Here is a 13388-nt window from a genome sequence, read left to right as displayed (position 1 = left end):
CAGCAATTAAGAAAGGACGTGAGGAGCGTCCGCCTTAAATAGGTCAGCGCCGAGGAGGCGCTTTTTTTATGCACTTTTCAAAAAACACAAGAAAAACCTCCATTCTTATAATTACGTCATTAAATTTGCAACTTATCGAAAATTAAAATTATAGTAGTGAAGTATCCTGAGTATAAACAACCTGACTATGCAAAGCTAGCGGATGAAATGCTTGCTTACTGGAAGGAAAATAATGTGTTTGAAGCGTCGGTAAATAATCGTGAGGGAGCCCCGTCATTTACTTTTTATGAAGGACCACCGTCAGCTAACGGTACTCCCGGAATTCACCACGTTATGGCGCGTACTGTAAAGGACCTCTTTTGCCGTTTCAAAACCCTGAAAGGAATGCAGGTTAAAAGAAAAGGTGGATGGGATACTCACGGGTTACCAGTAGAACTACAGGTTGAGAAAGAATTAGGAATAACTAAAGAAGATATCGGAACAAAGATATCTGTTGAAGAATATAATCAGAGATGCCGTGAAGCGGTAATGAAATTCAAAGGTCAGTGGGATGACCTTACTGAAAAAATGGGTTACTGGGTAGACCTGAATGACCCTTACATTACTTTCGATAGAAAATACATGGAAACTTTATGGTATTTGCTTAAAAAGCTATACGATAAAGATTTACTATATAAAGGATATACTATTCAGCCATTTTCACCTGCTGCTGGTACCGGATTGAGCTCTCATGAGCTTAACCAGCCAGGTACTTATAAAATGGTAAAGGATACTTCGGTAACAGCCCAGTTTAAAGTTGTTCGAAATGATCAGTCTGCGTTTTTATTTGAAGGTGATGAGGAGGTTTTTTTCCTGGCCTGGACCACAACTCCATGGACATTACCAGCTAATAATTCACTAGCTGTTGGTCAAAAAATTAAATACGTAAAGGTTAAAACATTTAACCCTTATACAAATGCTCCGGTATCTTTAATTCTTGCCAAGGATAGAATGTCTTCATATTTTAATCCTAAACATGCAGACCTCAACCTTGAAGACTTCAAAGAAGGAGATAAGAAATTTCCATATAAAGTAGTTGCCGAATATTCAGGTAAAGATCTTGTAGGAGTAGATTATGAGCAACTTCTTCCGTATGTTAAGTTGGAAAAACCTGCCTTTACTGTGCTGGAGGCAGATTATGTAACAACTGAAGATGGTACTGGTATTGTTCACCTGGCAAAATCTTTTGGTGCCGATGACTATCGTGTATCTGTACAAAATGATGTTCCGGGAGTTTTTGTTCAGGACGAAGATGGCAAGGATGTACCTATAGTTGATCGACAAGGAAAATTTGTTGATGAAATTACAGACTTCGCTGGAATGTATGTTAAAAACTACACTGGTGAAGACGAGTCTGACCCTGAATATAAGTCAACCGATGTTCTGATAGCAATTAAGCTTAAAGAGGAAAATAAAGCTTTTAAAGTTGAAAAGTATGAGCACAGCTATCCACATTGCTGGAGAACAGATAAGCCTGTACTTTATTATCCAATGGATAGTTGGTTTATTAAAACAACAGCTTTAAAGGACAGATTAGTTGAACTTAATAAAACAATAAACTGGAAGCCTGCATCAACTGGAGAAGGAAGGTTTGGTAATTGGTTGGAAAATCTTGTTGATTGGAACTTGTCAAGATCAAGATACTGGGGAACACCACTTCCGATTTGGGTTTCTGAAGATAAGACTGAACAAAAGTGTATAGGTTCAATTGCCGAGTTAAGAGAGGAAGTTCAAAAATCAATTGATGCAGGGTTTATGACTGAGCAAATTTCTGAGGAGTTTGATTTGCACAGACCTTATGTTGATGATGTAGTTCTTGTTAGTTCAACTGGTCAAAAAATGTTCCGTGAACCAGATCTAATTGATGTCTGGTTTGATAGTGGTGCAATGCCTTATGCACAATGGCATTATCCATTTGAAAATAGTGAAACTTTCGAGAGTAATTTCCCTGCAGACTTTATTGCTGAAGGAGTTGACCAAACAAGAGGATGGTTTTTTACTCTTCATGCTATTGCTGGTTTATTATTTGATTCTGTAGCATATAAAAATGTTATTTCAAACGGTCTTGTTCTGGATAAAAACGGAAACAAGATGTCTAAGCGTCTGGGCAACGTAATTAATCCATTTGAAACTTTGTCTCTATATGGGCCTGATGCGACTCGTTGGTATATGATTTCTAATGCCAACCCATGGGATAACCTGAAATTTAATCTTGAAGGTGTACAGGAAGTTCAGAGAAGATTCTTTGGAACACTTCAAAATACATATTCATTCTTTGCTTTATATGCAAACCTTGACAACTATGAGTTTGCTGAAGATAAGAATGTTATTGATGCCTTGACTGAAAGCGACAGATGGATCATCAGTAAGATGAATTCATTAATAAAAGAGGTTGATCAGGCATTTAGCGATTATGAGCCTACAAAGGCAACCCGACTTATTCAGGATTTTGTAATTGATGATTTAAGTAACTGGTATGTCAGGCTTAATAGAAAACGATTCTGGAGAGGAGAGTTAAACGAAGATAAGAAGGCTGCATATTATACTCTTTATAAGTGTTTGTATAATGTGGCTAAACTTGCTTCACCTGTTGCTCCTTTTTATGCTGACAGGCTTTTCAGAGACCTGGTTTTAGCGGGTAATACTACATCTGAAATTGTAAGTGTTCATTTAAGCGACTTTCCAGAACCAGACGAGTCTTTGATTAATAGAGAGCTAGAAGAGAAAATGGATCTTGCTCAGCATATTTCTTCACTTGTTCACTCGATAAGAAAGAAGAATAAACTGAAAGTTAGACAGCCACTACAAAAAGTAATGGTTCCGGCATTAAATGAAAAAACTGCTCAATATATTAATGCTGTAGAAGATATCGTTAAGTCTGAAGTAAACGTTAAGCATGTTGAGTTGCTTGATGAAAAATCAGGAGTAATCGTTAAACAGATCAAACCTAATTTCAGGAAATTAGGAAAAGAATATGGTCCATTGATGAAGGATATCTCTAAGGCTGTTGGGCAATTTGATCAGGATGATATCAAAAAGTTTGAGCAGGAGGGTTCATATAAAATTTCTGCTGGAAATCAGGAGATTGATTTAACCCTGGAAGATGTAGAAATTACTTCTGATGATATTCCGGGATGGGCTGTAGCCAGTGAAAAAGGGGTTACCGTAGCTTTGGATATCACATTAACAGACGAACTTAAAAAAGAAGGGTTTGCAAGAGATCTTGTAAACAGAATTCAAAACCTGAGAAAAGATAAAGGACTTGAAGTCCAGGATAAGATCAACATTATTTTTGAATCATCAGACAATGATGTAAAAGAAGCTGTCGCTGCACATAAAGAATATATTTGTGCAGAAACACAGGCATTGTCACTTGTTGAATCGGGAGTAAACGGTAATGGCGAAGAACTCCAAATTGATGATTATACTATTAAAATAAATATCGAAGTAGAAAAGTGAAATTAACTAAGTTTTACCTACTCACATTACTGGTTATCCTTATTGACCAGGCTAGCAAAATGTGGGTTTATCATAACATGTATCAGGGTGAAGATATCAACGTCATTGGCGAATGGTTTAAGCTTCACTATACATTAAACCCAGGCATGGCTTTTGGGTGGAAAATGGATTTCGAATATGGAAAACTGATTCTGACAACTTTCAGGTTGCTGGCTGTTGGTGGAATTGGCTATTACATTTTTTATCTGTATAAAAAGGGAGTTCATGACGGACTATTGTATGCTATTGCTTTAATCCTTGGTGGTGCAATTGGAAATGTTGTGGATAGTACTTTTTATGGAATCTTCCTTGAAGGAAATTTAATGTATGGAGCTTTGTTTCCTTTATTCCATGGTCAGGTAATTGATATGCTGTATTTTCCATTAATTGATACCACCTTACCTCAATGGGTGCCGATATGGGGTGGAGATGACTTCCAGTTTTTTAGACCGGTATTTAATATAGCTGACTCCTGTATTTTTGTTGGAGTGGTCCTGATATTTATAAATAAGAAGAAATTCTTTGATTAATAAAAAAAGCTGTCATAAAGACAGCTTTTTTTTGGTTTTAATTTTTACTTGTTGGTGCTAAACTTAATTTTTCTAAAAAGTAAGTCTAAGATTAAAGGACATGCTCTTCAAAAGAATATTACAGTCATATGAATCTAAAATGATGTTGTTTTGATCACGCACATCTATGCCAGGCTCTCTTATTTGTTGAACGTTATAACCGAAAGATGGGGTTAATGATATTTTTTTAAATTTAATTAAATACCCCAATTCAAAAGAATACATTAGCCCTGATTCAAAGCTTTCACCAAGTTTTAGGGAATTTCCAAATTTGAAAGATGCAACAGGGGTACTACCTGAATCTTTAAGTTTGGCATTGAACTCTAAAAACAACGGTGCAGTGTTATAATATGGGGCTGCATTTGAGTTGCTGCTTCTATATCCATCCAGACCAAAGCCTAATCCGGTAGAAAAATGTCCATTTATATTATAATCAAGAATTAGTCTTAATCTTCCTGCTCACGTAAAATTTTTATAAATATGGCTTTCCGAATGGTGAATATTTCCTATTCCGCTTAAATGACCTGCCTCGATAGAAAAATTAAATATTTTGTCTGTGTCTTGTCCAATTATATCATTTGCTGAAAAACATATAAATAAAAGAAGTAATAAGGATACTCTCATAGTTTAATAAATTTGGTTGTTGATAGGTAACAAATATATCCATAATACAAACTGTCAAAGAAAATCCTGATTTAAAAAGTGTTAAGGCGAAAGCCAATTTTTCTAAATAAAATGGGGATTAGTTTCTACCGCTTTTATTGGATCTACAAATGGTTTTCCGACAAATCTTGCTGTTTTTATTGCATCAATATACATTTCTTCTTTCCCGGTATGATTAAATAACCCTTTAACAGTTCCGTCAATAAAATTGATTTGTAACTGGTACTGTTGGTGAGTATGTCCTTGGTTTGAGCTTAAAGAAAAACTGTTTAATTGAATTGACTTGATGTCGTTAATTTTTCGATTGATTAAGTTTACCCCTGACCTGAAAGTAATATGTCCTGTATTTTTGTTTATTGAAAATTTTGTTTTCCCTTTAAGTTTATAAACGACTATTAGTCCTGTTGCTATCAGAATCACAGGAGTTATCCAGCTTGTTAAGTTTACTGATTGGTTATCTGCAGAAAAGATATTATTAATAAAATAATAGATCTGTGGAGCAAAATAAAAAAACGGTAAGCATATAAAGCCAATTATCATTGCTGTTGATGTGTTGCTGCTTTTTGTGGTTAATATATTGTCTTTTGATACAACAACTCGTTTAGATATGAAATTGATATTTAATGGAGATGAATTTGCATCCATTTTTTGCTTATCATATGATAATTGAAGATCATCAATGCTATCAATTGGTAAATGAAGCCATGATTCTTCCTGTTGATTGAAACCTTTAGATAAAGAGTTTCCAAAAAGAAGGAAGGGCATTAGTACTAATAAAGCAAATGTCCCAGTTATTATACCCAGGGATTTTCTTAACCCATTTTTATGTAGTTTAATAGCATTCTGGTATGTCTGTTTTGTTTGTTTTTTTGTTTCCAATAATCTTTCCTGGCCCCCTTCTTTATCAAGTTGCTCAATATCGTTATTGATCAAATTTATTTTTGTTTGATAGTCCTGAATAATATTTTTGTGTGAATCGACACCAAAAATAGAAATGTTTGCTTTTTCAAGAATAGGTATGACAGACAAGGTAATTCCAAATAGAATTACAAAAAATAGAAATTTTTTCATGACATTATTTTTGGATGTTTAGTCGATAACGCTTTTGGTTATTTCTTTTACTCCGTCGTCGAAGGATTTTGATAAGATTGAAATCTGTGAAGAACTAAGGTTGACAAGACGCATATCACCATCATCATCTTGGTAACCAAACCCGGAAATTGTCGTGGATACAGAAAATTTATAATCAAGGGCTGAATTTTCAAGATTAGAAACCAGAAACTCAAGTTCAGCTTCTGAGGTAGTTGGGTCTTTTTTTTGCAAGTCAGAATTTGACGATACGTAACCAAAAGTTGACCCGGGTTTTACCTTGTTTAGTTTTGCTTCAAGAATGTAGTCAACATCTAAGACCTCAGAGATTCTATTTCTTGTAGATTCTTTAAGCGGAACTGTTTTCAAATCATCATATTTAATTCCAGATGCTAGTAATTGGAACTCAACCTCAGGGAGATATATCACTTCTTTAATACCCGCTTTAGTTAACTTTTCTTTTGCTGATTTATATAGTCTCACAGCTTGATACCCTTCAACTGGTAAAGTATTTATTAGTATAACATCAGATTTTGTTAAGCTTAATATTCCCGCACTTTTAGTGATTTTGGTGGTTTTACAGCCACATATGAGAAAAAATATGGTGAAAACACCAAGTCTTAAAAAACACTTCATTATAATGGTTTGGTTGATAGAATTACAATTATAATATTTTAATAAAAAATATAAAAATTAAAAATATTTCCTGCTCCGTTTATCGTAAAGGCATAATTAAAAATCAGGGTGTTATTTATGTGATAATTATTTCTTAAATTAAATGTCGCCAGTACCCAAACAACTTTAAATATAACATGGAGCAATTCCTTTCTTCTTATAGATATATTGATTCAAATCATCCTAAAATTATCAATTATGCTAATAAATTATGTTCTGGAATAAAAGATGATAAAGATAAAGCAATTGCTCTTTATTACCGCATTCGAGATGATTTCAGGTATAATCCTTTTTTGTTGAATCTGACTGATGAAGGTATATGCTCAAGTAATCTGCTGGAAAGAAATTATGGCTATTGTGTCGAAAAGGCTTCCTTGCTAGTAGCAACAGCAAGGGCTGTAGGTATTCCTGCAAGAATGGCATTTGCAAATGTAAGAAACCATATTGGCACCAGTAAGCTTGAAGAAATACTAGAAACAGATATTTATACATTTCATGGATATGCAGAATTATTTCTTGGAGAAAGATGGATAAAAGTTACTCCGGCATTTAATAAATCATTGTGTGAGTATCTAGGTGTCAAACCATTGGAATTTGATGGTATAAATGATTCATTTTTGCAGCAATTTGACAAATCTGGGAACCATATGGAATTTTTGCACTTTTACGGGACTTTCGAAGATATTCCATTTGATTTAATGTTGACAGAGTTAAGAGTTGCATATCCGCATTTAGCAAAATATTTTGTGAGGGGAATATTAGATTTCAAATCGCTCAGGGTTGAATTAGGGTACTTGAATTAAATTTTTTTTAATTGTTTGTGAGCCATTTTATTAGTTTAAATGCAATAGGCCTAGTTTCGCCTAAAAACCCCTTTTTAAGCCTTTTAACTTCTTCAGATTTTGCTTTTTTCTAACGATTGCTTATCGTTAATTTGGCTTTAGAACAAATTAACTACCATAAAATCTAATCGTAATGTTGGAGAGCATAAGATCGAGCAAAGAAGCTATTGAGCTTGAAGATAAGTATGGGGCGCATAATTATCACCCATTGCCAGTTGTACTTTCTAAAGGAGAGGGAGTATATGTCTGGGACGTTGAAGGTAAAAAATATTTTGATTTTTTGTCTTCTTATAGTGCTGTAAACCAAGGTCACTGTCATCCTAAAATTGTAGGGGCTCTGACTGACCAGGCTCAAACCCTGACTTTAACTTCTAGAGCGTTTTATAATGATGTTCTTGGTGTATTCGAGCAATATGTTACCAATTATTTTGGTTTTGACAAGGTGTTGCCGATGAATACTGGAGCCGAGGCTGTTGAAACTGCAATTAAGATTAGCAGGAAATATGCTTACGAAAAAAGAGGTATTCCGGAAAATGAAGCTAAGATTGTCGTTTGTGAAAATAACTTTCATGGGCGAACAACCACAATTATCTCTTTTTCAAATGATGAAGGTGCAAGAAAGAACTTTGGCCCTTATACCCCTGGCTTTGTAAAGATTCCTTATAATGATATAGATGCATTAGAAAGTGTTTTAAAGAATGATAAAAGCATTGCTGCATTTTTAGTTGAGCCTATTCAGGGTGAAGCAGGAGTAATGACACCAGACGATGACTTTATTGCCAGAGCAAAAGAAGTATGTTCAGCTAATGATGTTTTATTAATAGCCGACGAGATTCAGACTGGTATTGCCCGTACAGGTAGTTTGTTGGCAGTTTGTGGAAACTGTACCTGTGAGTCTAAATGTGAGCGTCAGGAAGGTTCTTATGTGCGTCCGGATATGCTTGTATTAGGAAAAGCAATATCAGGTGGAGTATATCCTGTATCAGCAGTATTGACTGATGATCATATTATGGAGGTTATTAAACCTGGTCAACATGGAAGTACATTTGGAGGTAATCCATTAGGGGCAAAAGTTGCCATGGCGGCTTTAGAAGTTGTTGATGATGAGAAATTAGCTCAGAATGCACGTAATCTTGGAGAGGTATTTAGAGAAAGAATGAATAAGTTCATTGAGAAATCTGAGTCTGTTACTTTAGTGCGTGGTAGAGGTTTGTTAAATGCAATAGTTATCAATGATACTCAGGAAAGTAGCACTGCTTGGGATATCTGTGTGGCATTAAAAGAAAATGGATTGCTTGCAAAGCCAACACATGGTAACATTATCAGGTTTGCTCCTCCATTAGTAATGACGGAGGATGAACTTCATGAATGTTGCGACATAATAGAAAAGACAATTTTAGAGTTTGAAAAAACCTGGAAGAAGTAATAAAATCCCTGACCATTGGTCAGGGATTTTTTTTATTAATGAATTCGGAAATAATGTTTTAATTTTGCTGAAAACCCTTAGATATTATGTTACAACGTCCCAGGAGAAATAGAAAGTCAGCGGCAATAAGAGCCATGGTTGAAGAAACAACATTGACGGTTAATGATTTTATATTTCCTTTGTTTTTATTGGAGGGGAATAAGAAGTCGATCCCTGTTGAAAGTATGCCAGATATTAACAGGCTAACTTTAGACAATATGTTAAAGGAGATTGAAGAATGTCTTAATCTTGGAGTTAAGGTTTTTGATATTTTTCCTGTAGTAGATGAAAAGTATAAGGATAAAACGGGGACAGCTAGCTATGATGAAAACTTTTTCTATCTAAAGGCATTAACCGAAATTAAGAAAAAGTTTCCTGAAGCTTGTATTATGACAGATGTTGCCCTGGACCCGTACTCTGTTGATGGCCATGATGGGATCGTTGATGAAAACGGTGTTATTCTTAATGATGAAACACTTGAAGTATTAGCTCAGATGGCTGTTGCCCAAGCTGAGACTGGAATAGATATTATCGGGCCTTCTGATATGATGGACGGAAGAGTGGCAGAGATTAGAGAGGCTTTAGATGAATCAGGTTTTACTGATACATCAATAATGAGTTATACCGCAAAATATGCCAGTGCTTTTTATGGACCGTTTCGTGATGCTCTGGATTCTGCACCAAAATCCGGCGATAAGAAAACTTATCAGATGAACCCGGCAAATAAACGCGAAGCATTAATTGAAGCTGAACAGGATGAGCTTGAGGGAGCAGATATGCTTATGATTAAGCCTGCAATGACTTATCTTGATGTAATTCATGTAATTCGTGAGAAAACAGAGTTGCCTGTAACTGCTTATAATGTATCTGGTGAATATGCAATGATTAAAGCAGCAGCCCAAAAAGGTTGGTTGGATAATGATAAAGTAATTCTTGAAACCCTATTAAGTATTAAAAGAGCTGGAGCTGATGCTATTCTTACCTACTTTGCTAAGGAAGCTGCTCAGTTACTTAAGAATTAAAATTATAAATATTATATGGTGTAACCAGGATATCAAGGTTCATATCAAAGCTATTAAAATATTCTAAAGGATCTAAAGGTAGGCTTAATGACAGGCCTACTTTTTTTGTTCTTGGATTAAGCTTTTTGAAAAAAATATCATAAAAACCTTTACCATAGCCTATTCTATGACCGGTTTTATCTGCGACCACCAAAGGAGTAATTACCATGTCAATTTCCGAATCACAAATTTCTATTGAATCTACAGGTTCAGGAATTCCCCAATGGTTTTGTTTCAGGGTTGTGGACTCTTCAAGCAGGTAGGTTTTCATGGTGTTATACTTGAAATCGGATACACCAGTTACAAATTTTCCAGACCAGTTTTCGCTTCTTAGTTTTTCAATTATCTGAAAAGTATTTATCTCCCTATGTTTTATAATGGGTAAAAAAGTATGTATGCAACTGTGGTCTTTCCAGTTAACCTGATTAATAAAGTTTTCGGCTATTGCTGTGCACCTCCATTCATACTCTGACTCCGTTAACCTCCTCCTTTTATCAAGAAAAATTTTCCGTAATGTTTGTTTATTCATCTTCAAATAAGATGTTAAAGCTAAAATCAAGCGGATCAAAAGCCGCTTTCAAATGCTCAATAAAGTTTGGATGATTCAAATAGAAATTTAAGAAATTATCATGACGTTCTTGTAATGAACCATTTGGAAAAAGTTTGTCAAGAAGAGATTCGAGTTGGTTTAATGTGATTTCATGACGCTTTTCTTCAGCTTTTTGAAGTCGCTTTTCAATGTTGTCAATGCTTTTCATTGTTTTTGCCATTTCCGACCCGACAAAACCCTGCAACGTATTATCAATTTCTGCAGCCTTGTTTTTTATAGATTCAAAGACTTTAGCAATATCTTTCTTTTCATCTCCCAGTGTAATCTCATTGTCTGAAAGCTGCTCAATAAAATCTTTCTTTTGCTGTTCAAATGGAATGAAAAGGTTTTTTGTATCAATATTAAGTTTATTGAATTTTTTTACATTCGACTTGCTTAGGCAAAGTGCAAAGTTTCTTGGTAATAGGATTGGGAAAAACGTATTGTAATGATCAAATACTTGTTTTAATTGTAACCAATAGGCCACTTCAGCAGGCCCGCCTATATACGCAAGGTTGGGTAAAATTGTTTCCTGATAAACTGGCCTCATGATTACATTGGGGCTGAATTTTTCAGGACGGGAATCAATTTCATCCATTAATTCTTTTTCAGACCATGAAATGTTAGTGTTTAATACTTCATAACTGCCATTTTCATTTTTTACAATTCTTTCTCTTAAAGTATCTTCAAGATAAAAGAAGTTTATTTCACGGCTGAAAACCTGTGATTTGTATCCTGCATCAGTTAGCTTATTAGTTTGATTTTCAGTAAGCTCGTTACTTTTGCAATTGACAATATCATTTTTAATTACTGGTGCAAACTCTGCCTTTAGTCTGGAGTCATCAGCATCAACAACAACAACACCATCTTTTCCAAATAAAGAATCAACAAGGGCAAGGTGGGCGTCAGCTAATGAGTTTTGATTTTTATAAAAGTCAAGGAATGAGTCTATTTCCTTCCCTACTCCATTCAGGTTTAATTCTTCTATCATGTTTTCGGTAGAAAATCTTCCGACAGGTCCTGTTTGGCCAGACTCCCATGATATTTTATTCCCGAATAAATTAAAATGATTTATTTCTTTAAAGTCATGATCTTCAGAAGCCATCCAATATACCGGAATAAAATTGTATTCCGGGTAAGCTTCTTTTAATTTTTTGGCAAGGTTTATTACCGTTACAATCTTATAAATAAAGTAAAGCGGGCCAGTAAAGATATTAAGCTGGTGACCAGTTACAATTGTAAAAGTATTATCTCTTTTAAGTAATTCGATATTGTTTTTTACTGGCTCTTGTAGATTAGTAGTAGAGTATTGGTCTATTAAAACCTCTGCAAGTGTTGCTCTGAATCCGGAGGAGAAATTACTTCTTTCTTCAATAGCTTTTTTAAAGCTTTCAAGGTTTGCAAGATAGTTGTAAAATGGTTTTAAAGCATCTTTTCCTGATAAATAATCCAAAAAAATTGGAGAGAACGTATCGATCTCTCCAAATCCAATTTTTTCTACTTTCATCTATTTATGTCTTTACAGTATAGAGCCGTACAAGTCAAATTCTGAAGCGTCATTAATAACAACGTTTGCGAAATCACCGATTCGTAAATATTGATCTTTGGCATCGACAAGTACTTCATTGTCAACTTCAGGAGAGTCATATTCTGTTCTTCCAACGAAGTAACCTCCTTCTTTTCTGTCAAATAGCACTTTAAATGTCTTGCCAATTTTTTTCTCGTTGATTTCTCTTGATATTCCTTCTTGTAAATCCATAACGATATTTGCTCTTTCTTGTTTCAATTCATCAGGCACATTATCTTCCATTGAAAAAGCATGGGTATTTTCTTCATGAGAATAAGTGAAGATTCCCAATCGTTCAAATTTCATTCTCTCGACAAAGCTAACCATTTCATTAAAGTCTGCTTCTGTTTCCCCTGGGTGACCTGCAATCAATGTAGTTCTAATTGCAATATCAGGAACTTTATTTCTGATTTCATGAATAAGCTGCTCAGTTTTTTCTCTTGTGGTCCCTCTACGCATAATTTTCAGCATATTGGTAGATCCATGCTGTAAAGGAATGTCAAGGTAATTACAGATATTGTCTCTTTCAGCCATAACATCAAGCACATCCATTGGGAAACCTGTAGGGAAGGCATAATGTAGCCTGATCCACTCAATTCCTTCAACATCTGAAAGGGCCTTCATAAGGTCTGCCAATCTTCTTTTCCCATAAAGGTCAAGACCATAATATGTGCTGTCCTGAGCAATCAGTAATAATTCTTTTGTGCCTTTTGCAGCTAGACCTTTTGCTTCTTTGACTAAGTCTTCAATTGATTTTGAAACATGCTTGCCTCTCATCAAAGGAATAGCACAGAATGAACAAGGTCTGTCACATCCCTCAGCAATTTTCATGTAGGCATAGTGACTAGGGTTGGTTAAGATTCTTTCTCCTACAAGTTCATGTTTATAATCGGCTTTAAACTTTTTAAGTAAAAGTGGAAGGTCTCTTGTTCCAAAAAAAGCATCTACTTGAGGTATTTCAAGTTCCAACTCATCTTTATATCGTTGAGACAGACAACCTGTAACGTAAACTTTATCAACAAGGCCTTGCTCTTTAGCATCAGCATATCTCAGAATAGTATCGATAGACTCTTGCTTCGCATTATCAATGAAACCACAAGTATTAATAATTACGACACCCGAATCATCATTTTTATCTTCATGTACCGCATCGATATTATTTCCTCGTAACTGGGTAAGCATCACCTCACTGTCCACAAGGTTTTTAGAACAACCTAGTGTGACAATATTTACCTTATGTTTTTTTATTCCCTTCGTTTTCAATGCTTTCTCTATTTAATTATCTGCAAAACTACTAAAATACTTGTTCCTTTTGTATAAGAATTCATTAA

10 protein-coding genes are annotated in these 13388 nt (G+C 34.8%); 5 read left to right on the top strand and 5 right to left on the bottom strand.

Annotation, left to right across the window (positions count from 1 at the left end):
- Nucleotides 1–156: 156 nt before the first annotated feature.
- Both ileS and HH304_RS00785 read left to right on the top strand, forming a co-directional pair.
- Complete coding sequence (ileS, locus tag HH304_RS00790) at nucleotides 157–3498, top strand: isoleucine--tRNA ligase (protein WP_169677540.1); 3342 nt, start codon at nucleotides 157–159, stop codon at nucleotides 3496–3498.
- The gene (locus HH304_RS00785; RefSeq protein WP_169677539.1) at nucleotides 3495–4067 is read left to right on the top strand and encodes a lipoprotein signal peptidase; all 573 of its coding nucleotides are present in this window, start codon (nucleotides 3495–3497) and stop codon (nucleotides 4065–4067) included. Before ileS ends, HH304_RS00785 begins: the two co-directional genes overlap by 4 nt.
- Nucleotides 4068–4832: 765 nt before the next feature.
- On the opposite strand, the gene HH304_RS00780 is transcribed toward HH304_RS00785, so the two are convergent.
- Both HH304_RS00780 and HH304_RS00775 read right to left on the bottom strand, forming a co-directional pair.
- Complete coding sequence (locus HH304_RS00780; RefSeq protein ID WP_169677538.1) at nucleotides 4833–5840, bottom strand: hypothetical protein; 1008 nt, start codon at nucleotides 5838–5840, stop codon at nucleotides 4833–4835.
- Between the two features lie 18 nt (nucleotides 5841–5858).
- Nucleotides 5859–6494, bottom strand: coding sequence for a hypothetical protein (locus tag HH304_RS00775; RefSeq protein ID WP_169677537.1), 636 nt, complete (start codon nucleotides 6492–6494; stop codon nucleotides 5859–5861).
- Nucleotides 6495–6670: 176 nt separating this feature from the next.
- On the opposite strand from HH304_RS00775, the gene HH304_RS00770 reads away from it, so the two are divergent.
- From HH304_RS00770 to hemB, 3 genes are all read left to right on the top strand, one after another.
- Nucleotides 6671–7336 carry a transglutaminase-like domain-containing protein gene (locus HH304_RS00770; protein WP_169677536.1) on the top strand — a complete coding sequence of 222 codons (666 nt, stop codon included), beginning with the start codon at nucleotides 6671–6673 and terminating at the stop codon, nucleotides 7334–7336.
- A gap of 172 nt (nucleotides 7337–7508) precedes the next feature.
- A complete protein-coding gene (rocD, locus tag HH304_RS00765; protein ID WP_169677535.1) occupies nucleotides 7509–8801 on the top strand; it encodes an ornithine--oxo-acid transaminase in 1293 nt (430 codons plus the stop codon).
- 86 nt (nucleotides 8802–8887) lie between these two features.
- The gene (gene hemB / locus HH304_RS00760; protein ID WP_169677534.1) at nucleotides 8888–9862 is read left to right on the top strand and encodes a porphobilinogen synthase; all 975 of its coding nucleotides are present in this window, start codon (nucleotides 8888–8890) and stop codon (nucleotides 9860–9862) included.
- Here the strand turns inward: hemB and HH304_RS00755 are convergent.
- The 3 genes from HH304_RS00755 to rimO are packed head-to-tail and all read right to left on the bottom strand — an operon-like array spanning nucleotide 9852 to nucleotide 13320.
- Nucleotides 9852–10430, bottom strand: coding sequence for a 5-formyltetrahydrofolate cyclo-ligase (locus HH304_RS00755; protein ID WP_169677533.1), 579 nt, complete (start codon nucleotides 10428–10430; stop codon nucleotides 9852–9854). The genes hemB and HH304_RS00755 overlap by 11 nt on opposite strands.
- Nucleotides 10423–11997: a bacillithiol biosynthesis cysteine-adding enzyme BshC gene (gene bshC, locus HH304_RS00750; protein ID WP_169677532.1), complete on the bottom strand. Its 1575-nt coding sequence runs from the start codon at nucleotides 11995–11997 to the stop codon at nucleotides 10423–10425. Before bshC ends, HH304_RS00755 begins: the two co-directional genes overlap by 8 nt.
- 12 nt (nucleotides 11998–12009) lie before the next feature.
- Complete coding sequence (gene rimO / locus HH304_RS00745; RefSeq protein ID WP_169677531.1) at nucleotides 12010–13320, bottom strand: 30S ribosomal protein S12 methylthiotransferase RimO; 1311 nt, start codon at nucleotides 13318–13320, stop codon at nucleotides 12010–12012.
- Nucleotides 13321–13388 lie beyond the last annotated feature (68 nt).

Origin of the sequence: Marinigracilibium pacificum (genome assembly GCF_012926615.1) — a bacterium.
GTDB classification, from domain to species: domain Bacteria; phylum Bacteroidota; class Bacteroidia; order Cytophagales; family Cyclobacteriaceae; genus Mangrovivirga; species Mangrovivirga pacifica.
This window is presented reverse-complemented; position numbering and strand designations above follow the sequence as displayed.

Coding starts and splice junctions, on each gene's coding strand:
- HH304_RS00780 (WP_169677538.1), bottom strand. CDS start 5,840: ATGAAAAAATTTCTATTTTTTGTAATTCTATTTGGAATTACCTTGTCT.
- HH304_RS00775 (WP_169677537.1), bottom strand. CDS start 6,494: ATGAAGTGTTTTTTAAGACTTGGTGTTTTCACCATATTTTTTCTCATA.
- HH304_RS00770 (WP_169677536.1), top strand. CDS start 6,671: ATGGAGCAATTCCTTTCTTCTTATAGATATATTGATTCAAATCATCCT.
- rocD (WP_169677535.1), top strand. CDS start 7,509: ATGTTGGAGAGCATAAGATCGAGCAAAGAAGCTATTGAGCTTGAAGAT.
- hemB (WP_169677534.1), top strand. CDS start 8,888: ATGTTACAACGTCCCAGGAGAAATAGAAAGTCAGCGGCAATAAGAGCC.
- HH304_RS00755 (WP_169677533.1), bottom strand. CDS start 10,430: ATGAATAAACAAACATTACGGAAAATTTTTCTTGATAAAAGGAGGAGG.
- bshC (WP_169677532.1), bottom strand. CDS start 11,997: ATGAAAGTAGAAAAAATTGGATTTGGAGAGATCGATACGTTCTCTCCA.